At 72.2% G+C, this 25,104-nt stretch carries 24 protein-coding genes; 21 read left to right on the top strand and 3 right to left on the bottom strand.

Annotation, left to right across the window (positions count from 1 at the left end):
• The gene (locus ACIBQ6_RS29270; protein ID WP_397215816.1) at positions 1-684 is read right to left on the bottom strand and encodes a hypothetical protein; all 684 of its coding nucleotides are present in this window, start codon (positions 682-684) and stop codon (positions 1-3) included.
• 275 nt (positions 685-959) lie between these two features.
• Between ACIBQ6_RS29270 and ACIBQ6_RS29265 the strand changes: the two genes are divergently transcribed.
• From ACIBQ6_RS29265 to ACIBQ6_RS29250, 4 genes are all read left to right on the top strand, one after another.
• Positions 960-1,451 (top strand): GNAT family N-acetyltransferase, encoded by a 492-nt coding sequence (locus ACIBQ6_RS29265; protein ID WP_397215815.1) that lies wholly within the window; start codon positions 960-962, stop codon positions 1,449-1,451.
• A 172-nt stretch (positions 1,452-1,623) separates the two neighbouring features.
• Positions 1,624-2,520 (top strand): alpha/beta hydrolase, encoded by an 897-nt coding sequence (locus ACIBQ6_RS29260; RefSeq protein WP_352363708.1) that lies wholly within the window; start codon positions 1,624-1,626, stop codon positions 2,518-2,520.
• 25 nt (positions 2,521-2,545) lie between these two features.
• The gene (locus ACIBQ6_RS29255; RefSeq protein ID WP_352328301.1) at positions 2,546-3,007 is read left to right on the top strand and encodes a nuclear transport factor 2 family protein; all 462 of its coding nucleotides are present in this window, start codon (positions 2,546-2,548) and stop codon (positions 3,005-3,007) included.
• 113 nt (positions 3,008-3,120) lie between these two features.
• Positions 3,121-4,206 carry a hypothetical protein gene (locus ACIBQ6_RS29250; protein WP_397215814.1) on the top strand — a complete coding sequence of 362 codons (1,086 nt, stop codon included), beginning with the start codon at positions 3,121-3,123 and terminating at the stop codon, positions 4,204-4,206.
• Between the two features lie 51 nt (positions 4,207-4,257).
• On the opposite strand, the gene ACIBQ6_RS29245 is transcribed toward ACIBQ6_RS29250, so the two are convergent.
• Together ACIBQ6_RS29245 and ACIBQ6_RS29240 are read right to left on the bottom strand one after the other, a co-directional pair.
• Positions 4,258-5,508: an MFS transporter gene (locus tag ACIBQ6_RS29245; protein ID WP_397215813.1), complete on the bottom strand. Its 1,251-nt coding sequence runs from the start codon at positions 5,506-5,508 to the stop codon at positions 4,258-4,260.
• A complete protein-coding gene (locus ACIBQ6_RS29240) occupies positions 5,505-5,885 on the bottom strand; it encodes a MerR family transcriptional regulator (RefSeq protein WP_352330857.1) in 381 nt (126 codons plus the stop codon). Before ACIBQ6_RS29240 ends, ACIBQ6_RS29245 begins: the two co-directional genes overlap by 4 nt.
• Positions 5,886-6,169: 284 nt before the next feature.
• On the opposite strand from ACIBQ6_RS29240, the gene ACIBQ6_RS29235 reads away from it, so the two are divergent.
• The 17 genes from ACIBQ6_RS29235 to glgB are packed head-to-tail and all read left to right on the top strand — an operon-like array spanning position 6,170 to position 25,085.
• Positions 6,170-6,415 carry a hypothetical protein gene (locus ACIBQ6_RS29235; protein ID WP_352363715.1) on the top strand — a complete coding sequence of 82 codons (246 nt, stop codon included), beginning with the start codon at positions 6,170-6,172 and terminating at the stop codon, positions 6,413-6,415.
• Complete coding sequence (locus ACIBQ6_RS29230; protein ID WP_358297530.1) at positions 6,412-6,720, top strand: Nif11 family protein; 309 nt, start codon at positions 6,412-6,414, stop codon at positions 6,718-6,720. Before ACIBQ6_RS29235 ends, ACIBQ6_RS29230 begins: the two co-directional genes overlap by 4 nt.
• Positions 6,717-8,246 carry a GMC family oxidoreductase gene (locus ACIBQ6_RS29225; RefSeq protein ID WP_397215812.1) on the top strand — a complete coding sequence of 510 codons (1,530 nt, stop codon included), beginning with the start codon at positions 6,717-6,719 and terminating at the stop codon, positions 8,244-8,246. Before ACIBQ6_RS29230 ends, ACIBQ6_RS29225 begins: the two co-directional genes overlap by 4 nt.
• A gap of 6 nt (positions 8,247-8,252) precedes the next feature.
• The gene (locus ACIBQ6_RS29220) at positions 8,253-9,872 is read left to right on the top strand and encodes a GMC family oxidoreductase (RefSeq protein ID WP_397215811.1); all 1,620 of its coding nucleotides are present in this window, start codon (positions 8,253-8,255) and stop codon (positions 9,870-9,872) included.
• On the top strand, positions 9,869-10,570 hold the full coding sequence (locus tag ACIBQ6_RS29215) for an EthD domain-containing protein (protein WP_358297539.1): 702 nt from the start codon (positions 9,869-9,871) through the stop codon (positions 10,568-10,570). Before ACIBQ6_RS29220 ends, ACIBQ6_RS29215 begins: the two co-directional genes overlap by 4 nt.
• The gene (locus tag ACIBQ6_RS29210) at positions 10,567-11,394 is read left to right on the top strand and encodes a type 1 glutamine amidotransferase domain-containing protein (protein ID WP_358297542.1); all 828 of its coding nucleotides are present in this window, start codon (positions 10,567-10,569) and stop codon (positions 11,392-11,394) included. Before ACIBQ6_RS29215 ends, ACIBQ6_RS29210 begins: the two co-directional genes overlap by 4 nt.
• 9 nt (positions 11,395-11,403) lie before the next feature.
• Complete coding sequence (locus tag ACIBQ6_RS29205; RefSeq protein ID WP_397215810.1) at positions 11,404-13,056, top strand: thiamine pyrophosphate-binding protein; 1,653 nt, start codon at positions 11,404-11,406, stop codon at positions 13,054-13,056.
• Positions 13,053-13,652: a DJ-1/PfpI family protein gene (locus ACIBQ6_RS29200; RefSeq protein ID WP_358297548.1), complete on the top strand. Its 600-nt coding sequence runs from the start codon at positions 13,053-13,055 to the stop codon at positions 13,650-13,652. Before ACIBQ6_RS29205 ends, ACIBQ6_RS29200 begins: the two co-directional genes overlap by 4 nt.
• A gap of 8 nt (positions 13,653-13,660) precedes the next feature.
• Entirely contained in the window at positions 13,661-15,463 is a 1,803-nt protein-coding gene (locus ACIBQ6_RS29195; RefSeq protein WP_397215809.1) for an AGE family epimerase/isomerase, read from the top strand.
• 11 nt (positions 15,464-15,474) lie between these two features.
• Complete coding sequence (locus ACIBQ6_RS29190) at positions 15,475-15,834, top strand: STAS domain-containing protein (protein WP_358297553.1); 360 nt, start codon at positions 15,475-15,477, stop codon at positions 15,832-15,834.
• On the top strand, positions 15,831-17,963 hold the full coding sequence (gene glgX / locus ACIBQ6_RS29185; protein ID WP_397215808.1) for a glycogen debranching protein GlgX: 2,133 nt from the start codon (positions 15,831-15,833) through the stop codon (positions 17,961-17,963). The genes ACIBQ6_RS29190 and glgX overlap by 4 nt, the downstream gene beginning before the upstream one ends.
• 19 nt (positions 17,964-17,982) lie before the next feature.
• Positions 17,983-18,303, top strand: a complete 321-nt coding sequence (locus tag ACIBQ6_RS29180) for an anti-sigma factor antagonist (protein ID WP_352329001.1) — start codon at positions 17,983-17,985, stop codon at positions 18,301-18,303.
• Complete coding sequence (locus ACIBQ6_RS29175) at positions 18,287-18,718, top strand: ATP-binding protein (RefSeq protein ID WP_358297559.1); 432 nt, start codon at positions 18,287-18,289, stop codon at positions 18,716-18,718. Before ACIBQ6_RS29180 ends, ACIBQ6_RS29175 begins: the two co-directional genes overlap by 17 nt.
• 9 nt (positions 18,719-18,727) lie before the next feature.
• Positions 18,728-19,900 carry a PP2C family protein-serine/threonine phosphatase gene (locus ACIBQ6_RS29170; protein WP_358297562.1) on the top strand — a complete coding sequence of 391 codons (1,173 nt, stop codon included), beginning with the start codon at positions 18,728-18,730 and terminating at the stop codon, positions 19,898-19,900.
• Complete coding sequence (locus tag ACIBQ6_RS29165; protein WP_358297565.1) at positions 19,897-21,204, top strand: NDP-sugar synthase; 1,308 nt, start codon at positions 19,897-19,899, stop codon at positions 21,202-21,204. Before ACIBQ6_RS29170 ends, ACIBQ6_RS29165 begins: the two co-directional genes overlap by 4 nt.
• 3 nt (positions 21,205-21,207) lie before the next feature.
• Positions 21,208-23,190: an alpha-1,4-glucan--maltose-1-phosphate maltosyltransferase gene (locus ACIBQ6_RS29160; protein ID WP_397215803.1), complete on the top strand. Its 1,983-nt coding sequence runs from the start codon at positions 21,208-21,210 to the stop codon at positions 23,188-23,190.
• Complete coding sequence (gene glgB / locus ACIBQ6_RS29155) at positions 23,190-25,085, top strand: 1,4-alpha-glucan branching protein GlgB (protein ID WP_397215801.1); 1,896 nt, start codon at positions 23,190-23,192, stop codon at positions 25,083-25,085. The genes ACIBQ6_RS29160 and glgB overlap by 1 nt, the downstream gene beginning before the upstream one ends.
• Positions 25,086-25,104 lie beyond the last annotated feature (19 nt).

Below are 25,104 nucleotides of genomic sequence, written 5' to 3'. Positions count from 1 at the left end.
TCAGCCGGCCCCCGCGGCGCACCCGGCGTACGACCCGACCGGCGACGAGACGGACGACTGCGCCGAGGCCAGCGCAGAGGGCTCCTCCAGCCCGCGCGGCGGCGGCGTGGGACGGTCGGCCGCCACGGTCAGCACGAGCGGCCCGAACCGGCGCCACCACCCGTGCGCCACCCCGCGCCCGCCCGCGCGCACGGTCAGCCCGCTCCACCCGTCGCGGGGCCGCCCGCAGCCCAGCGACACCTCCAGCGCCCGGTGCTCGGCGCGGCGCAGCACCTGCGCCGCGCTCTCCTTGGCCGACCACAGCAGGCTGCCCAGCAGCGGGTCGTCGCCGGCGATCCGCTGCTCCTGGCGGGTGAACCGGTCGGCGACGAACCCCGGGCCGCGCGGCTCGACCAGTTGCAGGTCACAGCCGACGGCCCCCGGCTCCAGGCCGAGCAGGCACACCGCCCATCCGGCGCGGCTGGTGATCGAGATGCCCACCGGCAGCGGGCGGCCGTCCCGCCACGCCTGCGCCGCGCCGTCGGGACGGCGCCGCACGTCGGGGTCGCCGGCGGGGCCGGGGCAGACCAGGTGCAGCGCCTGACTGACGGTCCAGCGGGCGAGCGGGTGCTCGGCGGGCCGCCCGTCGCCCGTCCGGCCCTCCCCCGCCGGGAGTTGCCCCTCCCCGCGAGCCAGCCACCTCATCGAGCCTCCATTCCGCGCTCCCGCGCTACGGATGACCTCCGGCCGCGGCACGGCGGCCGGGATCGCGTGATCGACCGACCCGGCCGCCACGCCCGGACGGCCGTCTCGCGCAGCTTCTCCGCCCGCACCTCCTCGAACGCCTCGAACGCCTCGCGCGGCGGCGGACGCGCCGAGCGCCGCCCCGCGTGCGTGCATACCCGTACGTGCCCGCGCTCCGCCGCCGGACACCCGCGGGACCTCTCGACTAGTGTGATCTTGTGACCGGAATTTTCACAGTGTTCCCAGCCTCGCCGGGCGACGGTGAGACGCTGGGAGAGATCCACGCCGAATCCTGGAAGGCCGCCTACGCCGGCTTCTTCTCCCCCGACTTCTTCGACCAGGCCGTGCGCCACCGGCGCGGCAAATGGCACGACGTGCTCGCCGAGACCCCGGCGGGCCTGGTGCTGGCCGCGCTCGACGGGCGCCGGCTGGCCTTCGCCCACTTCGGGCCCTCGCCGTCCCGGGCGGGCGCGGCGGAGCTCCTCGGCTTCTACGGCCATCCCGACGGCTGGGGCACGGGCGTGGCCGCCGCCCTGATGACCGACACCCTGCGCCGCATCCGCGACGAGGGCTTCACCCGGGTGCACCTGTGGACGCTGCGCGACACGCCGCAGGCCCGCCGGTTCTACGCCAAGAGCGGCTTCACCGAGTCCGGCGCGGCCCGCACCCACGACTACGGCGACGGCAACCCCGTCGAGCAGGTCGAGTACGAGCTGTCCTTCCTCTGACCCCAGCCTCCTTCCCACGCGTGCCGACTTGACAGAGTTCCCCGGCGTATTTCGCGGTGAATACCCCGGCGCGGGCTCTTTCGTTGACCGTCTCCATGGCCCATGGCAACCATTCTTGAGTATGGCCAAGCGGGCACGAGAAACGGTCGAGTGATCGCGTGAGAGGAATGGCATGAGCGCGAATGCTTTGTACGCCGGTCGAGACTGGAAACTCGACCACGACAAGCGAGTCAAGGTCAGCAACGCGGAACTTCGTTACACCGTCGTGGGGCGCGGCGAGCCCGTCCTGTGCATCCACTGCACCTCCATTTCGGACGGTCTCATCACGCCGCTCCTGAAGTACAACCCGGAGCTGCTGGACAAGTACCAGTTCATCAGCTATTACCGCGCCGGTTACAACGGCAGCACGCTGGAGAAGGACAGCCTCAGCATCGAGGAGGGCGCCGAGCACGCCAAGCAGCTCCTCGACCACCTCGGCATCGACAAGGCGCACGTCATGTCGTACTCCTTCGGCGGGGTGATCGGCTTCCAGTTCATGCTCTCCTACCCCGAGCGCACGCACTCGGCGGTGCTGCTGGAGCCGTACCTGCCGCGTGAGGGCGCCGAGGCCGAGAAGGCCAACAACGACGCCGTGATGACGGCCATCGAGCTGGTGCAGAAGGGCGACAAGCTCACCGCCGCCTGCGACTTCATGGCCGCCGTCTGCGGCCCGAGCTACCTCGGCTCCGTGGACATGACCTGCCCCCTCGACGTGTGGGAGCGGGTCGAGGAGTGCGCGGACGTCACGTTCAAGGTCGACTTCCCGGCGCTGGGCGGCTGGGGCTTCCGCATGTCCAAGGCCGACCAGCTCGTGCCGGACAAGCCGCGGATGCCGGTGCTGGCCGTGATGGGCCTGGACAGCGAGGCAGCCATGCCCGGCTTCCGCGAGGCGCAGCACTTCCTCATGAACTGGCTGCCCCAGGCCGAGCGCTGCGGCATCGTCGGCGCCACCCACGGCCTGCAGATCATGAACCCGAGAGCGGTCGGCGAAGGCGTCTCGGCCTTCCTCGCCAAGCACCCGATGCAGTAGCACCCGAGGCAGTGAGAGGAGAGCGATGTCGGATCTGACGGCTGAGCGACTGGCGGCGGCACATCAGGCGCTGCGGTCCGGCGACCGCGAGCGCGCGCTGGAGTACTGGCACCCCGACGTGCGGTTCCAGTCCCCCGGCAACCACCCGTACGCCGGCTGGCACGACGGCCTGGACGCCTTCATGGGCTTCATCAAGACCTGGCAGCGGCTGGCCGGCGGCACCCTGCGCATGGAGCAGATCGCCTGCCTGGTCAACCCGGTGGACGGCTACACCATCGACGTCAACCGGTGCACCGCCGTGCGCAAGCGCACCGGCTCGGACGGCACCTCCTTCTACGAGCACCTGCAGATGGAGGGGGTGGACCTGATGCGGTGGGAGAACGGCCGCATCGTGGAGGGCCGCGGCGGCATCTTCGGCGACGGGACCGCCAACTTCAGCTCGTTCTTCGGCCCGATCGGCCCCGACGGGCGCAGATCCGACGACTGAGCGGGCGATCCCCGGCGGGCCGGTCGGTACCGGCCCGCTTTCTCGTGCCCGGGGCCCGTCCCGGCCCTCCTTCATGCCCCTTTTTCCGCAGGAACGCGCCCACAGGAGAAGACATGACCCGTTTCCGTGGCGTCCTCCGCGCCTCCGCCGCCGCCCTGGCCGTCACCGCCGCGCTGGCGGCGGCGACGCCGGCCCAGGCGCTCCTGGCCCCGTCCTTCCGGGCCGTGGACCCGCCCGGCGACCCCACCACCCTCTGGAACGTCGACGTGCTGGACGCCTCCCACGCCTACGCCGTCGGCTGGCGCGGCTACGACGGCTCGCCGGACACCTCCGTGCTGCGCTGGGACGGCTCGTCCTGGAGCAGGCTGCCGCTCACCGCCGGGTACGACGTGCCGAGCCCGTGCTGCGTCGCGGCCGTCGCGCCGGACCAGGTGTACGTCACCGGCAGCAGGACCATCGCCGACGTCTCCTGGCCGCGCTCGGCGTACTGGAACGGCTCGGCCTGGTCGGAGATCCCGCCCCCGCCCGGCTGGACGCCCCCGCTGCCCGGCGACGAGTGGACCGGCCCGATCGCCGCCACCAAGGACGGCTCGCTCTGGTCGATCAGGTTCAAGAACACCTCCGGCACCGACATCCTGCGCCTGCGCCAGGGCTCCTGGACGGTCTACCCGCGCACCGAGAACCTGGGCCTGCTGCGCGCCGTGGACGGCGGCGACCAGATCGTCTTCGCCGCCGAGAACGGCGTCGTCCTGTGGGACGGCACGGCCATGCGCTCGCTGGGCAGGCCGGGCGTCAGCCCCCGGGGCGTGTACGTCGAGGGCCCCGGCCGGATCTGGATCAGCGGCTACCAGCCCCGTCCCAACCGGCCCGCCACCCCGGCGATCGCCCGCTACGACGGCGCCCGCTGGACCGTCTCGGCGCTGCCCGGCGACCCGGGGAACGGCTCGGCGAGCATCAGCGGCGACGGCGAGGGCCACCTGGTCATCCCGACCGGCGGCGGCACCACCTCACCCGCCTACCTGTACTTCGACGGCGCCTCCTGGACCCGGGTCAACGGCCCGGCCCGCCCGTCGGCCGGGTACGCGGGCGCGTACGCGGTGGACCGCGTGCCCGGCACGTCCACGATCCTGTCGGTGGGCGGCGCCAACGTGACCAACCTGACCGGGTTCGCGATCAGTGAGCTGATCAGCCCCCGCTGAGCGGGCGGCGCGGACCCCGTGAGCGGGGAGGGGCGGCAGGCCCCTCCCCGCTCACGCGCGCCCGCGATCCGCGCCGCCGGCGCGGATCGCCGCGAGGAGCGTGCCGGCCAGCAGCAGCGCCGAGGTGACCGCCAGGACCACGCCCAGCCGGTGCAGCCCCTCGTCGGTGGCGCGCTCGCCGTAGGTCACGCTGATGAGCAGCGCCGAGCAGATGGCCCCGGCGTACTGCGAGGTGCGCAGCAGGCCGGCGGCCATGCCGATCAGGGCGGGCGGCGCCTGGGCGTACATGGCGGCCTGGTTGCCGACGATGTTGAGCCCGTTCTGCACCCCGAAGACCATGCTGAGCAGGCACAACGACAGGATGGACGCGCCGCCGTCGAGCGCCGGCAGCCAGGCGCAGCCCGCCAGCAGGGCCGCGGCGCCGGCCGGCAACATCCAGCGCGCCCAGCCCGACGCGCCGTCGGCCCGCGCGGCCAGCCCCGAGACCACCGCGCCCACGGCCGAGGTGGGCATCAGCAGCAGCCCGGCGACCGCCGCCGTCAGCCCCCTGCCCTGCTCCAGCCACTGCGTCCAGCCGTACAGGAAGCCGTAGGTGGCCATGAAGGTCACCGCGTTGCGCAGGTAGGTGACCAGCAGCGGCCGGTTGCCGGCCAGGTCGCGCAGGCTGCCGCCGCCGCCCGCGCCGGAACGCTCGTACGGCTCGTCGCGCGGCAGCCACAGCAGCGCCGAGACCACCCCGGCCACGGCCATCGGCAGGTTGACCAGGAAGATCCAGCGCCAGCCGCCGAGCGCGTCGAGCAGCCCGCCGAGCGGCGGCCCGAGCACCATGCTGACCTGCCCGGCCATGGCCAGCGCGCCCATCACCGAGGCGGGCGCGGCGCCGCCGGACCGCTGTGACCTGCGGCGGACCATGCTCATGGCGGCCGGGTAGGCGGCCGAGGTGCCGAGGCCGATCACCACGCGGGCGGCCACGAGCAGGCCGAGGGTCGGCGCCCAGTAGCCGAGCAGGCCGCCGGCCGCGACCGTGACCAGCCCGGCCAGGTAGACGCGGCGCGGGCCGAGCCGGTCGGCCAGCCGGCCCAGCACCGGCTGGCCGATGGCGGTGGCCAGGTACAGGGCCGACACCAGCCAGGAGGTGGCGTCGGCGCCCACGCCGAAGTGGTGGGCGATGGGCACGAGCGCGATGGCGATGATCGAGGAGTTGATCGGGTTGAGCAGCGAGCCGACCGAGACCGCCGTGACGAAGCGGGGGCCGAAGGCGGCCTGGCCGGGCTCGCTGTCCGGCCGCGGCGGCGCGGTCACAGCTGGTACTTCTCCTCTAGCTTCTCGTAGATGTCGATCTTGTAGTCGATGGCGGCCAGGTCGTCCTTGAGCTGGTCGATGCGCTTGGCCACCTCCTCGCGGTGGGTGAGCAGGATCTGCTTGCGCTCGGCGGTGGTGCTCTCGCCGGCGCGGACCAGCTCGGCGTAGCGGCGGACGTCGGCGATGGACATCCCGGTGCCGCGCAGCCTGGTCAGGAAGCGGATCCAGGCCAGATCACGTTCGGTGTAGCGGCGGTGCCCGTTACCGCCGCGCGGCGGCGTCTCCCGCATCAGGCCGGCTTTCTCGTAATAGCGCAGCGCGTGGGCGCTGAGGCCGGTCTCGGCTGCGACTTCCGCGATCGTCAGGCTCTGACTCATACCGATCATTGTCGCCCTTCGAGCGCGATCCAAGTCAAGTGCATTCGCCGGAATTCCGGTGAATGCGGGTTCGGACTTGACGGAATGGGACCGGCTACCTCCATACCGCCCGGTCACCGCGGGGCGGCGCGTTGACGCGTTTTCCGGCGGCTGAACATGATTCATCCGTAGCGCCGGACGAAATGGTGGTGCCAATGGCGAAGAGCGAATTCGTGAGATTCCTCGGCGACCTCCGGGAGAATCCGCAAAGACGCGCTGAGTATAGCGCGAGAAATCTCAGTCAATTGTTGTTCCACGCCTCCGACGAGGGCTTCAGGTTCACCGCCGAGGAGCTGGTGTCGGTGGTCGGGGCCCTGGAGATCGAGGTCATCGTCGCCAAGGACGGCGAGTCCGTCGACGGCGGCAGCACGCTCTGGCGGCACATGTGGGGCAGGCGTTACCTGGACTACCTGCTCGATCACGTGGTGGCCAGGTTCGGCGAGCAGGAGCTGCGCGGGTTCGCGGCCGACGAGAGGCGGCCGGTGGCATGAGCGGGACGAATCTGATCGCGTTCCTGCGCCTGGCGGGCTCGCGCGCCGACGTGCTGGAGTCGCTGAAGGCCAAGAGCAAGGCGGAGGTCGTCGCCGCCGCGGCCGAGCACGGGCTGCCGTTCTCCGAGGCCGACTTCAACGGCGTGGTGTGGGAGCTGGAGGAGCGCCTGGCCGACCTGCGCGGCGACGCCTTCGACGCCACCTTCCCGCTCTGGCGGACGATGTGGGGCCAGCACTACCTGGAGTTCCTGGTCGGCGACCTGCTGCCCGCGCTGGAGCGGGCCCGGCTGCTGGAGCCGTCGTGAGCGCCTACGACTACATCGTGGTGGGCGCGGGCAGCGCCGGCTGCGTCCTGGCCAGGCGGCTGCTGGACGCGCTGGGCTGCCGGGTGCTGCTGCTGGAGGCCGGCGGCCCGGACGACGCCGAGTGCGTGCACCGGACCGACGTCCCGTCGATGACGTCGATGTGGGGCTCGCCGGAGTTCGTGTGGGACTACGCCAGCACCCCGCAGCGGGAGCTGGGCGGCCGCGTCGTGCCCATCCCGCAGGGCCGCGTGACGGGCGGCGGCAGCTCGGTCAACGCCATGATGTACGTGCGGGGCAACCGCCGCGACTTCGACGGCTGGGCCGCGCTGGGCAACGACGGCTGGTCCTACGACGAGGTGCTGCCCTACTTCAGGCGCTCGGAGGACTACCCGGGCGGCTCGCCGGAGTACCGGGGCGGCGGCGGCCCGCTGAAGGTCGTGGACTACGGCTCGCCGTCGGACGCCTCGCGCGCCTTCGTCCGGGCGGCGATCGCCCGCGGCCGCGCCGACGGCACGGGCGACTACAACGGCCCCCGGCAGGAGGGCCTGGCCTTCTTCTACCAGTCCACCCGGGACAAGGACGGCCGCCGCTCCAGCACGTCGGAGGCGTTCCTGAGGCCGGTGCTCGGCGAGCCGAACCTCACGCTGGAGACCGGCGCCGTGGTCACCCGCCTCACCGTCGAGGGCGGCCGGGCCGCCGGCGTGGAGTACGTCAAGGACGGCCGTGCGCACCGGGCCACGGCCGCGCAGGAGGTCGTCGTGGCCTGCGGCGCGCTGGGCTCGCCGGCGCTGCTGCTGCGCTCGGGGCTCGGCCCGGCCGCGCACCTGCGCGAGCACGGCGTCGAGGTGGTCGCCGACCTGCCGGGCGTGGGCCGCAACCTGCAGGACCACGTGCTGTTCGGCATCGGCTACGAGAGCCTGCGCGAGCTGCCCTTCCCCGAGCTGCTGGCCGAGGCGGGGCTGTTCACCAACGTCCTGGGCGGCGACGGGCCGGACCTGCAGTTCTTCTTCGGCCCGGTGCAGTTCATCGACGACCGGTACAGGACGGACGGCCCGGGGTTCACCTTCGCGCCGATCCTGCTGCAGCCGCAGAGCAGGGGCGAGGTGCGGCTGCGCCCCGGCGACCCGCTGCGTCCCCTCGTCGACCCGCACTACCTGGAGGCCGCCGCGGATCTGCGGCTGCTGACCGAGGCCGTCGTCCTGGCCAGGGAGCTGGTCTCGGACGCGGCCTTCGACTCCCTGCGCGGGCGGGAGCTGGCCCCCGGGCCCGGCGTGACGAGCCGGGCCGCCCTGGCCGAGTACGTGCGGGCCAGCGCCTCGACCGTGTGGCACCCGGCCGGCACCTGCCGGATGGGCCGCGACGACGAGGCGGTCGTCGGGCCCGACCTGCGGGTCCGCGGCGTGGACGGGCTGCGCGTGGCCGACGCCTCGGTCATGCCGGTCATCACCCGGGGCAACACCAACGCGGCCACGATCATGATCGCCGAGAAGGCCGCCGACCTGGTCGCCGCATCGGCGCGGAGGTGAGCTGAGATGACACAGAGCTTCGACTTCGTCGTCGTCGGCGGCGGCACGGCCGGATCGGTCATCGCCGCCCGGCTGAGCGAGCTGCCCGGGGCCAGCGTGCTGGTCCTGGAGGCGGGCGACACGAAGGTCACGGACGCGGTCGAGGACCCGAGCCGGTGGAACGAGGTGCTGCTGACCGAGCTGGACTGGGCGTACATGAGCGAGCCGCAGCCGGGGCTCGGCGGACGCCAGGTCTACTCGGCGGCGGGCCGCGGCCTGGGCGGGACGTCGAACGTCTACCACATGATCCACACGCGCGGCCGTCCGGCGGACTTCGACGCCTGGGCCTACGACGGCTGCCCCGGCTGGTCCTACGCCGACGTCCTGCCCTACTTCCAGCGCCTGGAGGGCCAGCGGGACGCGACCAACCCCACGGCGGGCCACGACGGCCCCATCAAGATCGTCAACGCCCGGGACATGGGCAACCCGGTCTCCCAGACGTTCGTGGACGCCTGCGTGGAGCTCGGATACCCGCAGGTCGAGGACTTCAACGCCGACAGCTTCGGCGTGAGCTGGCACCACGTCGACATCGACATGGACATCGACGCCGACAAGGGCACCCGCTGCGGGGTGCGCGCCTCCTACCTGGAGCCGGCGCTGGAGCGGCTGAGCGTCGAGGTGGGCGCGCTGGCCACCCGGCTGCTGTTCGAGGGCGAGCGCTGCGTGGGCGTGGAGTACCTCAAGGACGGCGAGCTGCGGACCGTCCGGGCCGAGCACGAGGTGATCGTCAGCGCGGGCGCGATCCAGTCGCCCAAGCTGCTGCAGCTGTCCGGCATCGGCGAGGCCGGGGCGCTGGCCGCGCTCGGCATCCCGGTGGTCGCCGACCTGCCCGGCGTGGGCGCCAACTTCCACGACCACCCGCTGGTCATCGGCCCGATCGGGTACATGGAGGAGGCCGCGCCCGACCCGCGCGGGCAGGTCACCGAGGTCGGCCTGTTCTGGGGGTCGGAGCCGGGGCTGCCGGTGCCCGACATGGAGATCTGCCTGGTGCACCGGGCGCCGTTCGGCGACCAGTTCTTCGCCAACGTCATCAAGCGGGTGGAGACCGGGCAGCCGCTCACGCCGGTGCGCGAGCTGGTCGACCCGAAGATCGTGCTCACCCTGCCGGGGCTGGTCCGCCCGCTGTCACGGGGCAGCGTACGGCTGGCCGGCACCGACCCGACGGCCTACCCGCGGGTCAGCGCGAACTACTTCGCCGAGCGCTCGGACCTGGAGCGCACGGTGACGATGGTGCAGATCGCCCGCGACATCTACGCCAGCTCGGCCTTCCGGCGCGACTGGGGGCTGACCGAGGTCGCGCCCGGCCCGGACGTGCGCACCCGGGAGCAGCTCAGCGCCTGGGTGGTGGAGAACGTCGGCTCGTACTACCACTTCGCCGGCTCCTGCAAGATGGGCTCCGACAGCCTCGCCGTGGTGGACACCCGGCTGCGGGTGCGCGGCGTCGAGGGGCTGCGCGTCGCCGACGCCTCGATCATGCCGACGATCGTCTCGGCCAACCCCCACACCACCACCGTGATGATCGGCGAGCGCGCGGCCGAGTTCGTCGCGGCGGACTTCCTCCCGGCCCGACAGGAGGCCACGCGATGATCCACCAGTTCATCTTCGGCGCCCCCAAGCCCGGCTTCACCGCCCAGCAGTTCCAGGACTACTGGGTCAACGTGCACGCGGTGAAGTTCGCGAGCAAGATCAAGCAGATCAGGCAGTACCTGGTCGACACCCGCATCCCCTTCGACGGCGACGTGGGCCGGCCGGCGCTGCCGCACCAGGGCATCGCCGAGATCTGGCTGGCCAGCGCCGAGGAGCAGCTCGCCTCGCTGCAGAGCGAGGAGTTCCTCCAGGGCGCCCGGCTGGACGAGCCCAACTGGGCGGCGTTCTGGTCGACGATCGTGGTGGACACCGTCGCCCACGAGCTGGTGCCCGGCCCCAGGCCGCGGCCGGACAGCTGGGTGAAGGTCACCACGCTGATCAAGCGGCGGCCCGGCCTGCCGCTGGACACCTACCGCAAGCAGTCCCTGGAGTCCTACGCCGCCGCGGTGGCCGGGCTGCCGGGCCTGCGCAGGCACCTGCACTGCCACACCGTGGACGGCGCGTACACCTTCGGCGAGGCCGGCTTCGACGCCGTGGACCAGCTCTGGTTCGACGACGTGGACGCGCTGCGCGCCGCGCTGGCCTCGGCCCACCACGCCCGCCGGGTCAAGCCGGAGCTGGAGGCGATCGCCGACCCGGCCCACGTGTTCTCCATGACCTGCAAGGAAAACTGGATCATCCCCGGGGAGTCGGCATGACCAAGCGCGTTCTCGTGATCCTCTCGGAGTTCGGCTACTGGGGGGAGGAGCTCGTCGGCCCGCTGTCGGCCTTCGACGAGCGCGGCTACGACGTCGTGTTCGCCACGCCGACCGGCAAGCAGCCGCACGCCCTGCCGCCCAGCATGGACCCCGACTACGTCGACCCGCCGCTCGGCCGCTCGGTCACCACGCCCGAGGTGGCCAAGCTGACCCGCGACCTGGACGAGTCGGGCCGCCTGGCCAACCCGCTCAACCTGTCGGCCTGGGCGCCCGAGCGTCCCTACACCAGCAGCCCGGACTACCTGCGCCGGCTGGAGTCCTACCACCGGGCGGTGGCCAAGCTGGAGGCCGAGCTGGTGCCCTACGACGCGGTGCTGATCGTGGGCGGCAGCGGGCCGATCGTGGACCTGGCCAACAACGAGCGGGTGCACGAGATCGTGCTCGCGTTCGTGCGGGCGGGCAAGCCGGTGGCCGCCGAGTGCTACGGCGTGGCCTGCCTGGCCTTCGCCCGCGACTGGGAGGACCGCAAGAGCATCATCTGGGGCAAGCACGTCACCGGCCACTGCAAGGAGTACGACTACAAGGACGGCACCGGGTTCCTCGGCGTGCCCGACTTCAACATGGGGCCGCCGCCGTACCCGCTGGAGTACATCCTGCGGGACGCCACCGGGCCGCAGGGCCGTTACATCGGCAACTTCGGCAGGGAGACCTCGGTCATCGTGGACTTCCCGTTCGTCACCGGACGCTCCACGCCCGACTCGTTCCTGACCGGGCAGAAGATCGTCGAAGTGCTCGAGGGCGGCCTGCGCCGCTTCGGCTGGTGATGGCGGGCCATGGCCAGGGACGGCAACACCGCGATCATCGAGCAGTTCCTCAGCGACGGCATCACGTACATGTTCGGCAACCCGGGGACCGTCGAGCAGGGCTTCCTTGACGCGCTGGAGGGCTTCGAGGACTTCCACTACATCCTCACCCTGCAGGAGACGGTGGCGGCCGGCATCGCCGACGGGTACGCCCGCGCCACGGGCGGCCCCGCGCTGCTGCAGCTCCACAGCGGTGTGGGGCTGGGCAACGCGATCGGCATGCTGTACCAGGCCAAGCGGGGGCACTCCCCGCTGGTGGTGGTCGCCGGTGAGGCCGGGGTCGGCTACGACGCGATGGACGCCCAGATGGCCGCCGATCTCGTGGCCATGGCCCGGCCCGTCACCAAGCACGCCATGCGCGTGATCGACCCGGGCTCGGTGCTGCGGGTGCTGCGCCGGGCGGTCAAGATGGCGATGACGCCGCCGCGCGGCCCGGTGTTCGTGGCGCTCCCGCTCGACGTGCTGGACCAGCCCAACCACGAGCCGGTCCAGCCGTCGGTGGTGCCGTACTCGGCCGCGCTGCCCGCCCCCGAGCTGGTCCGCCGGGCCGCCGGGCTGCTGTCCGGCGCCCGGTCCCCGATCATCCTGGCCGGCGACGGCGTGTCGGTCTCCGGCGCGCAGGCGGAGCTGACCCGGGTGGCCGAGCAGCTCGGCGCGGACGTGTGGGGCGTGGAGTTCTCCGAGGCGAACATGGACGGCCGGCACCCGCTCTTCCGCGGCCAGCTCGGCCACATGTTCGGCCAGGTCAGCGCGGACGCCGTCAAGGACGCCGACGCTGTGCTGGTGGTGGGCACGTACCTGTTCCCCGAGGTGTTCCCGTCGCTGAGCAGCCCGTTCGGCAAGGACGCGCGGATCGTGCACATCGACCTGGACTCGTACGAGATCGCCAAGAACCACCCGGTCACGCTGGGCCTGGTGGCCGACCCCCGGCTCACGCTGGCGGCGCTGTCGGCGGAGCTGGAGGGCACGCTCAGCAAGGCCGACCGGCAGGCGGCGGCGGCCCGGCTGGCCCGGCGGACGGCGGCGCAGCAGCAGCGGGTCGGCCCGGCGCCGGCCGAGGACTCGATACTCAACGCGTTCATGCGCGAGCTGGCGGCGCGGGCCCCCGAGGACGTGATCGTCTTCGACGAGGGGCTGACCGCCTCCGGCGTGATCGGCTCCTACTTCCCGCCGCGCGGGCCGGGGAGCTGGTTCCTGACCCGCGGCGGCTCGCTCGGCGTGGGCATCCCGGGGGCGATCGGCGCCAAGCTCGCCCATCCGGACCGCACGGTGATCGGCTTCACCGGCGACGGCGGCAGCATGTACACCTTCCAGGCGCTGGCCACCGCCGTCCGGTACGACATCGCCGCCAAGTTCGTGATCTGCAACAACCACAGCTACCGGCTGCTGGACAACAACATCGAGGAGTACTGGCGCGGCCGGGGCATCCCCGGTCACCGCTTTCCTCGCTCCTTCGACCTCTCCTATCCCGACCTCCAGTTCACCGACCTGGCCAGGGGCTGCGGCGTGGACGGGCTGCGGGTGGAGAAGGCCGACCAGATCGAGGAGGCCGTCGAGCGGCTGCTCGGCCACGACGGCCCCTTCCTCATCGACCTCGTCACCGAACCGGGGAGGCCATTGTGAGCGGCATCGAGCCACGGGCCGGCGCGGCGCTGAACGGCCGCAAGATCGCTGTCCTGATGGAGAGCGACTACGTCGAGCCGGAGATCTTCTACTACGAGCGGCGCTTCGCCGAGGCCGGCGCCGAGGTGCACTTCATGACCCGCCTGTGGGGGCAGTCGTCGATCACCTTCACCGGCCACGAGTGGCGGGTGCCGTTCACCGTGGACCGCGGGTTCGAGGGCATCAGCGACCGTGAGCTGCGCTCCTACGCCGCGGTGATCGTGCCCTCGGGGATCGTCTCGGACCGGCTGCGCTTCACCGACGACGTCAACCGGCTGGCGCCGGCCACCGCGTTCGTGCGGCGGGCGCTGGAGGAGCCGTCGATCATCACGGGCGTGATCTGCCACGGCCTGTGGCTGATGGCCGCCGCCCCCGAGACGATGCGCGGGCGCAAGGTCGTCGCGCACAACAACCTCGTGGGCGACGTGCGGAACATGGGCGCCGAGTACGTGGACCAGGACGTGGTCATCGACGGCAACCTGATCACCGGGCGCAGCGTGTACCACTGCCATCTGTTCGCCCACACCATCATCGGCCAGCTCGCCGAGACGCTGTAGGAGCAACGATGAACTTCACCTTCATGGACACCGTGGCCGGGCGGGTCGAACGGTTCGACGCCGGCTCCGGCTCCTTCCGGCTGGCGACCATCGACGGCCGTACGGTCGAGGTGCGCCTGGACGGCGAGGTCTCGGCCGAGGTGCTGCGCAACCTGGGCGAGCCGTACGTGGACGCGGGCGACCACGTGCGCGACATGCTGACGCCGGGCCGCCACCTGTTCGTCTACGGGATCTTCTACCCCGAGGGCGAGGAGCCGGTCTTCTCGGCCAAGCGACTGATCTTCCTGGGCCGCGGCTCCGGCGAGTACCGGTTCGAGCAGCCCGACTGGTGGATCAACCAGCTCGACGAGATCGCCGCGTTCTACCGCCGCGCCCAGTTCGGGCAGGGGCCGGTCGACTTCCGCGACTACCGGACGATCCTGCGCCTGGGCGGCGACAAGACCGCCAGCCACGTGCAGGAGACCGACACGATCTCGCGGCTGGTGTACGGCATGGCCTCGGCGTACATGCTGACCGGCGACGACGCCTACCTGGAGGTCGCCGAGCGCGGCACCCGCTACCTGCGCGAGCACATGCGCTTCGTGGACCCCGAGAACGACGTCGTGTACTGGTACCACGGCATCAAGGTGGACGGCGAGCACGAGAAGAAGCTGTTCACCTCGGAATTCGGCGACGACTACGACGCCATCCCGATGTACGAGCAGATCTACGCCCTGGCCGGCCCGACGCAGACCTACCGGGTCACCGGCGACAAGCGCATCGCCTCCGACGTCGACGCCACGCTGCGGCTGTTCGAGAAGTTCTTCCGCGACCACCGGCGCGGCGGCTACTACTCGCACGTCGACCCGATCCTGCTCAGCCCGCACCACGAGTCGCTCGGGCCGAACCAGTCGCGCAAGAACTGGAACTCCATCGGCGACCACGCCCCGGCCTACCTGATCAACTACTACCTGGCCACCGGCGACGAGCGCCACCTGGAGATGCTGGAGCGCACCTTCGACACGATCGTCGAGCACTTCCCCGAGCCGTCGAGCCCGTTCGTCAACGAGCGCTTCCACGACGACTGGAGCCACGACCTGACGCACGGCTGGCAGCAGGACCGCGCGGTCGTCGGGCACAACCTGAAGATCGCCTGGAACCTCATGCGCATGCACGGCGCCCGCCCCAAGGACGCCTACCGGGACCTGGCCGAGCACCTGGCCCGCACCATGCCGGCGGTCGGCAGCGACCAGCAGCGCGGCGGCTGGTACGACGTCGTCGAGCGGCACCGGGCCGAGGGCCAGCGGTGGCACCGCTTCGCCTGGCACGACCGCAAGGCGTGGTGGCAGCAGGAGCAGGCGATCCTGGCGTACCTGATCGTGGCCGGCGAGCTGGGCGGTGACGACCACCTGGAGCAGGCGCGCCAGGCGGCGGGCTTCTACAACGCCTTCTTCCTCGACCACGACGAGGGCGCGGTCTACTTCAACGTGCTGGCCAACGGCCTGCCGTACCTGCTCGGGACCGAGCGGTTCAAGGGCAGCCACTCGATGAGCATGTACCACTCCTCCGAGCTGTGCTATCTGGCGACCGTCTACACGCGGCTGCTGGTCACGCGGCAGCCGCTCACCCTGCACTTCAAGCCGGGCCCGGACGCCGAGCGCATCCTGCGCGTCGCGCCCGACCTGCTGCCGGCCGGGCGGGTGCTGCTCACCGAGGCCGAGGTGGACGGCAAGCCGTACGAGGTGCTGGACCCGGTGGCGATGACCGTGGAGCTGCCGGACTCCACCGAGGCGCTGCGCGTCAAGGTGACGCTGACCCCGGTGCAGGAGTGAGCGTGCCGGCCATGGAGATCACGACGGACACGATCGGCCCGGTCACCGTGATCGGGCTCACCGGCCAGCTCGACAGCAGGTCGGCCCCGGCCGCGCAGGAGCGCATCCTGGCGCTGCTGCCGGACAGCCGCCCGGTGCTGCTCGACCTGACCGGCGTCAGCTACCTGTCCAGCGCGGGCCTGCGCACGATGCTGCTGGTCTACCGGCAGGCGCGGACCCTGGACAGCTTCATCGCCCTGGTGGGCCTGTCGGACGAGCTGCGCGGGGTGATGGCGGCGACCGGGTTCCTGCGCTTCTTCGTCGTCGCCGACTGCGTGGCGGACGCGCTGGAGATCGTCCGGGCCGCCGAGCCGCGGGAGGAGGCCACATGAGTGTGGAGACGCAGGGCGTGCCGGGCCGGATCGACTCCTTCCCGACGGCCGAGCTGGCCGGGTTCGGGGTGCGGGCGGGCCATCCGATGCCGTTCGGCGCCACGCTGGTGCCCGGCGGGGTGAACTTCTCGGTCTACTCCAGCGGCGCGAGCGCGGTGTCGCTGGTGCTGTTCCGGCGCGGCGAGCGGGAGCCGTTCGCCGAGCTGCCCTTCCCCGGCGAGTACCGGATCGGCGGCGTGTGGGCCATGACCGTGTTCGGCCTGGACCACGAGGGCGTCGAGTACGGCTACCGCGTCACCGGCCCGGAGACGCCGGCCCCCGGCGACCGGTTCGACCCGGCCAAAATCCTGGCCGACCCGTACGCCAGGGTCATGTCGGGCCGGGACGTGTGGGGCGCCGAGGTGGACTGGGACGACCCCTACCCCTACCGGTCGGTGCTGGTCTCCGACGACTTCGACTGGGAGGAGGACCGGCCGCTGCGCGTCGCGCCGGAGGACCTGGTCGTCTACGAGCTGCACGTGCGCGGCTTCACGGCGGACCCGTCCTCGGGGGTGTCGGCGCCGGGCACGTACGCGGGGCTCATCGAGAAGATCCCCTACCTGAAGGCGCTCGGCGTCAACTGCGTGGAGCTGATGCCGGTCTTCGAGTTCGACGAGTTCGACATGAGCCGGGTCAACCCGGTCACCGGCGAGCGCCTGTACAACTACTGGGGCTACTCGACGCTGGGCTTCTTCGCGCCCAAGGCCGGCTACGCGGCCACCGGCCGGTACGGCATGCAGTCCGACGAGTTCAAGAACCTGGTCAAGGAGCTGCACCGGGCCGGGATCGCGGTGGTGCTGGACGTGGTCTTCAACCACACGGCCGAGGGCAACGAGAACGGCCCGACCATCCACTTCCGCGGCCTGGACAACGGCACGTACTACATGCTCACGCCGGAGGGTTACTACTACAACTTCAGCGGCACCGGGAACACCTTCAACTGCAACCACCCGGTGGTGCGCGACTACGTGCTCGACTGCCTGCGCTACTGGGCCGGCGAGTACCACATCGACGGCTTCCGCTTCGACCTGGCCGCGATCCTGGACCGCGGCCAGGACGGCGCGCCGCTGGCCAACCCGCCGCTGATCGAGACGCTGGCCCACGACCCGCTGCTGCGCGACTGCCTGCTGATCGCCGAGGCGTGGGACGCGGGCGGCCTGTACCAGGTGGGCTCCTTCCCGGGCTACCAGCGCTGGTCGGAGTGGAACGGCCGCTACCGCGACGCGCTGCGCCGCTTCCTGAAGGCCGCCCCCGGCTCGGCCGGCGAGCTGGCCACCCGGCTGGTCGGCTCGCCCGACCTGTACGCCTCCCGCGGCACGCTGGCCTCGGTCAACTTCGTCACCTGCCACGACGGGTTCACGCTGGCGGACCTGTTCGCCTACGACGGCAAGCACAACGAGGCCAACGGCGAGGACAACCGCGACGGCAACGACGACAACCAGAGCTGGAACTGCGGCGCCGAGGGCCCGACCCAGGACGCCGAGGTGCTGGCGCTGCGCGGGCGGCAGGCCAGGAACGCGATGCTGCTGCTCCTGCTCAGCCAGGGCATCCCGATGATCCTGGCCGGCGACGAGGTCGGCCGGACCCAGCAGGGCAACAACAACGCCTACTGCCACGACGGCCCGCTGTCGTGGTTCGACTGGGGCCTGACCGAGCGCAACGGCGAGCTGCTGCGGTTCGTGCGCGAGTGCGTCGCCTTCCGCGCCGCGCACCCGATGGTGCGCGACCGCCGCCACCCGTGCGGCGACGAGGGCGCCGGCGGGCTGCCGCAGGTGTCCTGGCACGGCGAGCGGGCCGGCCGGCCCGACTGGTCGCCGGACAGCACGCTGGTGGCGATGCTGCGCAGCGGCCCGGCGGCCGGCGGCGGCGCGGAGCATCTGTACCTGGCCGCCAACACCCACTGGCAGGCGCGGGAGCTGGAGCTGCCCGCCCTGCCGGACGGCGCGGTGTGGCACCTGTTCGCCGACACCGCGGCCGCCGCCCCCGGCGACGTCCACTCACCGGGCCAGGAGCCGCCGCTGGCCGACCAGAGGCGGATCGTCGTCGGCCCGCGGGCCGCGGTCGCGCTGGTCGGCCGCGCCCCTCACTGAAATCCCCGAAGGAGATCCCATGTCGTTCAACGCGATCCTGACCCACGACGGCAGCACCGCACTGATCACGCTGGAGGGCGAGCTGGACGCCCTGACCGCCGAGACCTTCAGGAGGGAGGTGGAGCGCGCGGCCGAGGCCGCGGCCGAGCTGCTGGTGCTGGAGATGTCGCAGCTCAGCTACATGTCCTCGGCGGGGCTGCGCGGGCTGGTGTTCGCCCGGCAGAAGCTGGCCGACGACGTGCGCATCGTGCTGGTCGGCGCCAACGACGCCATCGAGCAGACCATCCGGCTGGTCGGCTTCCACCACAGCGTGGACTTCAGCGATGCGATCCCCGAGTAGGCAGGCGATGGAGCGGCTCAGGCTTCCCGCCGAACCCGAGTCGCTGGACGAGCTGATGGCCTACGTGCAGACGCTGAGCGCGCTCGGCGGGCTGACCCGCACGCGCGCCCACTGGCTGCGGCTGGCCGCCGAGGAGCTGATCGTCAACATCATCACCCACGGCCACCGCGACCGGCCGGGCGAGCTGGAGCTGACCGGCGGGGTGGAGCCGGGCCGGGTGTGGCTGCGCCTGACCGACTCGGCGCCGCCGTTCGACCCGACCGCCTACGAGGCCGTTCCCGACCTGGACCGGCCGCTGGGCGAGCGCCGGCCGGGCGGGCTGGGCGTCTACCTGGCCCGTACGGTCGCCGACCAGGTCCGCTACGAGTACAGCTCGGGTCGTAACCGGACGACCATCATCATGAACCGCGTCTAGGAGGTACCGATGGATGCGGAGGTGACCCTCGTCGTCAGTGGCCCATCACCAGCAGCGGAAGAGCTGTGCCTGCTGCTGGCCGCCGACGGCGCTCCCGTGGCCAGGCGCACCCCCGAGCAGCTGCTGGCCGAGGCGCCTCCGCCCACCGGTCTGCTGCTGGTGAACGCGAGCCTCGACGTGGAGGTCGTGCGCGAGGTGACGCGGGTCGTCCAGGCCGGCGCGCGGCCGCCCGTCGTGGTCGCGTTCACCGACGGCGACCTGCGTCAGCTCGAACCGCACGTGCTGGCCGGGCTGGACTACGTCGTCCCGCCCTTCGTGCCGGAGCTGCTGCACCGCAGGCTGCGGGCGGGCCAGGTGTTCGGCCGCTTCCCGGGCGCCGAGGAGGAGGCGCTGCTGAAGTACGAGCGTGAGCTGCAGATCGGGCGGGAGATCCAGGCGGGCTTCCTGCCCGACGCGCTGCCGGCCCGCGCCGGCTGGCAGCTCACCGTCCGGTTCCAGCCGGCCAGGGAGGTCGCGGGGGACTTCTACGACGCCCTGGAGCTGCTGGGCGGGTCGCGGATCGGGCTCGTGGTGGCCGACGTGTGCGACAAGGGCGTCGGCGCCGCCCTGTTCATGGCCCTGATCAGGACCCTGCTGCGGCACACCGCCGCGCACGTGGGGACCGGCGAGGCCGACACCGTCCAGGACGACGCCACGCCGCTGCTGCGCGCGGTGATCGCGACCAACGACTACCTGACCGCCAACCACCTGCGCCAGGGCTACTTCGCCACGCTGTTCTTCGGCGTGCTCGACCCGGTCACCGGCGCGCTGGTCTACATCAACTGCGGGCACAACCCGCCCATCATCCGCCACGCGGGCGGCGGCCACACCCTGCTGCGTCCCACCGGGCCGGCGCTGGGGCTGGTGCCCGACTCCGTCTTCGAGGTCGGCAGGGCCCACCTGGACCAGGGGGACCTGCTGTTCGCCTACACCGACGGCGTGCCCGAGGCCAGGGACGAGTCTGGCCGCTTCTTCAGCGAGGAGCTCATGCTGACCCTCGTCTCGCAGCCCGCCACCGGCGCGGACGACCTGCTGGACAGGCTCGAACGGGAGATCAGCGCGCACATCGGGTCCGCCGAACAGTTCGACGACATCACCATGATCGCTCTACGTAGGACACCCACGGGGAAGTACGGACAATGAACGAGATCGCCGGAATCGCATTGGCGGGCGGACAGGGTCTCAGGGCCCGGCCGCTCACCCTGGAGGCCCCCGGCCACCTGCGGAGCAAGGCCACGGTCTGCTTCGCCGGACGGCCGGTCATCGAATGGCAGATCATGGCCCTGCGCGACCAGGGGGTCAGCGACTTCTACCTGATCGCCAACGGCCGGGAGAACCGCTACCAGGCCAAGGACGTGCTCGGCCACGGCGAGGGGCTGGGCGTGCGCGTGCGCTACTCGCGGCCCCGGATGGACTGGACCAACACCGGTTCCGGCGAGGCGACGCTGAGCAGTTTGGACTACTGGGAGCTCGACGGGCTGGCGCTGGTCTTCCCGACCGACTCGCTGTTCGAGTTCGACCTTGACGAGCTGGTCCGCCGCCACCGCGACAGCGACGCGGTGGTCACCGTGGCCGTGGTCGAGCGGCCGGCCGAGGAGGTGGCGGGCAAGTACGGCACGATGGTCACGGACGCGTCCGGGCAGATCCGGCGTTTCGTGGAGAAACCACCGCTGGCCGAGGTGCACGCCCTGGCCGCCGACCCGGCCCGGGTGCCCGTCAACGCCGGGCTCTACCTGGTCGACTGCGGGCGGCTGCGGAAGCTGGCCGGGGAGCCGGCGCTGGCCGAGCTGGCCCGCCACCGGCTCGACTGGGGGCACGACCTGCTCCCGTGGCTGGTGGAGGCCGGGCACCGGGTCGGCATCGCGCCCATCGCCAAGCTGGGCGACCTGGGCAACCTGCGCGACTATCTCGGCACGCTGACCGACGCGCTGAGCGGCGGCTACCCGCACGTGCTCAAGGGCATGCTGCGGGCCTACCCGGGCAACGTGCGCATCCACGAGTCCTCGCTGCGCCAGCGGGACGCGACGTCGGGCATGACGCTGGCCGAGAAGATCAGCGCGGGCCTGGTCAGGATCGGGCCGAACGTGCACATCGGCCGGGACGTCGAGATCGGCCCCGGCGTGGTCGTCTCCGACTCCGCGATCGGCGACGGCGTCGACCTGCACACCGGGTGCCGGCTGCAGCGGGTGGCCTGCCTGGACGGCGCGATCATCGGCCCCTGGGCGCGGCTCACCGACACCCATGTGGGGACGATGGTCACCGTCGAGTCGTTCGTGGACTGCGTGACCGTGCTGAGCGGCTACAGCGCGCTGGGCAACGGAGTGACGGTTCAGGCCGGCGTGCGGCTGTCCGGGGTGACGGTGTACCCGGGGCTGACCGTGCCGGCGCACTGCGAGGCCGCCGCCGGCACCTCGTTCGAGACCATCGCCGACCTGCAGGACGCGTGACACATGACTGAGACGCTGGTGTTGACCGAGATCTCCGAGATCGCCGCGGGCCGCGTGCCCGTCGTGGGGGTCCGGCCCGTCGTGGCGGGCGGGTGCCGGCCCGCGCGCGCGGTGCCGGGCGAGCCGTTCGAGGTGTCGGCGACGCTGTTCCGTGAGGGGCACGGCGTGGTGGGCGCGAACGTCGTGCTCACCGACCCCGACGGCAAGCAGGCCGCCTGGATCCCGATGGCGGCCGTCTCCCAGGGCTCCGACCGGTACGCGGCCGAGGTGGCCGCCCACCGGGAGGGCGAGTGGACGTTCCGGGTGGAGGCGTGGAGCGACCCGGTGGCGACCTGGCTGCACGTGGCCGAGGTGAAGATCCCCGCCGCGATCGACGTGGCCGTCACGATGGAGGCCGGCGCCCGGCTGCTGACCAGGGCCGCCGCCCAGCCCGAGGTGCCGCCCGCCGACGCCCGGCTGCTGCGCGTGGCCGCCGCGACGCTGCGCGACGGCGAGCTGGACCCCGAGGCGCGGCTGGCGATCGCGCTGGCCGAGCCGGTGCTGCGGACGCTGGCCCGCCGGCCGCTGCGCGACCACGTGACGGCCGGTGAGGACCTGCCGCTGCTGGTGGAGCGGGAACGGGCGCTGTACGGGGCCTGGTACGAGTTCTTCCCCCGCTCCGAGGGCGCCGTGGTGGACCCCACGGGGTGTCACCCGCCGCGCTCGGGCACCTTCCGAACCGCGGCCGAGCGGCTGCCCGCCGTCGCGGCGATGGGTTTCGACGTGGTCTACCTGCCGCCGATCCACCCGATCGGCCGGACCAACCGCAAGGGGCCGGGCAACTCGCCCATCGCCGGGCCGCACGACCCCGGCTCGCCGTGGGCGATCGGCTCGGCGGCGGGCGGGCACGACGCCGTCCACCCCGACCTGGGGACGATCGACGACTTCGACTTCTTCGTGGCCAGGGCCGCCGAGCTGGGCCTGGAGGTGGCGCTGGACTTCGCGTTGCAGTGCTCGCCCGACCACCCGTGGGTACGGGAGCACCCGCGGTGGTTCGAGCACCGGCCCGACGGCAGCATCGCCTACGCCGAGAACCCGCCCAAGAAGTACCAGGACATCTACCCGATCTCCTTCGACGCCGACCCCGGCGGCATCCTGGCCGAGTCGCTGCGGGTGCTGCGCCACTGGATGGGCCACGGGGTGCGGATCTTCCGGGTGGACAACCCGCACACCAAGCCGGTGTTCTTCTGGGAACGCCTGATCGCCGAGATCAACCGCACCGACCCGGACGTCGTCTTCCTGGCCGAGGCGTTCACCCGACCGGCGATCATGCACACGCTGGCCGCGGTCGGCTTCCAGCAGTCCTACACCTACTTCACCTGGCGCAACGCCAAGCCGGAGCTGGAGAGCTACCTGGGCGAGCTGGCCGGGGAGGCGGCGGCGTACATGCGGCCGAACCTGTTCGTCAACACCCCGGACATCCTGCACGCCTACCTGCAGGAGGGCGGGCCGGCCGCGTTCCGGGTGCGGGCCGCGCTGGCCGCGACGGCCTCCCCGACCTGGGGCGTGTACGCCGGGTTCGAGCTGTGCGAGCGGGAGCCGGCCGCGCCGGGCAGCGAGGAGTACAAGGACTCGGAGAAGTACCAGTACCGGCCGCGCGACTGGTCGGCGGGCGGCACGCTGGCGCCCTTCCTGGCCGCGCTGAACCGGGTCCGCCGCCGCCATCCGGCCCTGCGCCTGCTGCGCAACCTGCGTTTCCAGCACGCCGACGACGACGCCGTGCTCTGCTTCGCCAAGCAGGCGGGCGAGGACACCGTGATCGTCGTGGTCAACCTCGATCCGCACCACGTGCGGCAGGCCACGGTGACGCTGGACCTGCCCGACCTCGGGCCGTCCTTCCGGGTGCGCGACGAGTTGACCGGCGAGGTCTACCAGTGGGGGGCGCGCAACTTCGTGCGACTGGACCCGTCCAGGCAGCCGGCGCACATCCTGACGGTGGAGCGGTGATGGACGTCCTGACCGGCGGGGGGCCGTCCGTGCTGGGCGAGCTGGACCTGCACCTCATCGGCGAGGGCAGGCACGAGGAGCTGTGGCGGGCGCTGGGCGGGCGCACCCGGACGGTGGACGGCGTGGCGGGCGTCTCGTTCGCGGTGTGGGCGCCGGGCGCGCGCGAGGTGCGGCTGGTGGGCGACCTGAACGGCTGGGACGGCGCCGGGCACGCGCTGCGCCGGGCGCCCGGCGGCGGCCTGTGGGAGCTGTTCGTGCCCGGGGCCGGCGACGGCTGCCGGTACATGTACGAGATCACCGGCGCGGACGGCCGTACCCGGCGCAAGGCCGACCCGCTGGCCCTGGCGGCCGAGCACCCGCCGCGCACCGCCTCGGTGGTGTTCACCTCGCGGCACCGCTGGCGCGACGGCGCGTGGCTGGCCGCCCGCGGCGACGGCCCGGCCCGCGAGGCGCCCATGAGCGTGTACGAGCTGCACCTGGGCTCCTGGCGGCGCGGCCTGACCTACCGCGACCTGGCTGAGCAGCTGCCCGGGTACCTGCGCGGCATGGGCTTCACCCACGTGGAGCTCATGCCGGTGGCCGAGCATCCCTTCGGCGGCTCGTGGGGCTACCAGATCTCCTCCTACTACGCGCCGAGCTCCCGCTACGGCACCCCGGACGACTTCCGCGCCCTGGTCGAGGCGCTGCACCTGGCCGGGATCGGGGTGATACTCGACTGGGTGCCCGCGCACTTCCCGCGCGACGACTGGGCGCTGGCCCGCTTCGACGGCGGCCCCCTGTACGAGCACCCCGACCCGCTGCGCGGCGAGCAGCCCGACTGGGGCACGCTCACCTTCGACCTGGGCCGCCCGCAGGTGCGCAACTTCCTCATCGCCAACGCCCTGTACTGGTGCGAGGAGTTCCACGTCGACGCGCTGCGCGTGGACGCCGTCGCCTCGATGTTGTACCTGGACTACTCCCGCCCGGACGGCGCCTGGCGGCCCAACGCGCACGGCGGCAGGGAGCACCTGGAGGCGATCGCGTTCCTGCGGGAGCTGAACGACACCGTCCACCGGCGCTGTCCCGGGGTGCTGACGATCGCCGAGGAGTCCACGGCGTGGGAGGGGGTGACCCGGCCGACGTCCGCCGGCGGGCTGGGGTTCGACTTCAAGTGGAACATGGGCTGGATGCACGACACGCTCGGCTACATGCGGCGCGACCCGGTGCACCGGCCGTACCACCATCACGCGCTGACGTTCGGGCTGACGTACGCGTACGCGGAGGACTTCGTGCTGCCGCTCAGCCATGACGAGCTGGTGCACGGCAAGGGCTCGCTGGCCGGGAAGATGCCGGGCGACGAGTGGCAGCGGCTGGCCAACCTGCGCGCGTACCTGGCCTTCATGTGGGCGCATCCGGGCAAGAAGCTGCTGTTCATGGGCCAGGAGTTCGCGCAGCGCAGCGAGTGGTCCCATGACCGCGAGCTGGACTGGGCGCTGCTGCGCGACCCGCGGCACAAGGGCGTGCGCGACCTGGTCAGGGACCTGAACCGGCGCTACTCCGCCACCCCCGCGCTGTGGCGGCTGGACTGCTCCCCCGGCGGCTTCAGCTGGATCGACGCCGACGACGCCGGTTCCAGCGTCTACTCCTTCGTGCGCTGGGACCGGTGGGGGGCGCCGCTGGTGTGCGTGAGCAACCTGTCGCCGGTGCCGCGGCACGGGCACCGGCTGGCGCTCCCCTCCGGGGGACGCTGGCAGGAGGCGCTCAACACCGACGCCGCCTGTTACGGCGGCGGGAACCTCGGCAACCTGGGCTCGGTCACCTGCCCGGAGGGGGGTGCGGTCGCCGAGGTGCTGCTGCCGCCGCTGGCGACGCTCTGGCTGGTCCCCGGAGAGGAGGCGTCAGAACGTCAGCGGTGACGCGGCCATGGCGGAGGAG

It is taken from the genome of Nonomuraea sp. NPDC049655, from assembly GCF_044465465.1.
Taxonomy (GTDB): Bacteria; Actinomycetota; Actinomycetes; order Streptosporangiales; family Streptosporangiaceae; genus Nonomuraea.
The sequence above is the reverse complement of the archived record's forward strand: the minus strand, read 5'-3'. Positions and strand labels throughout refer to the sequence as shown.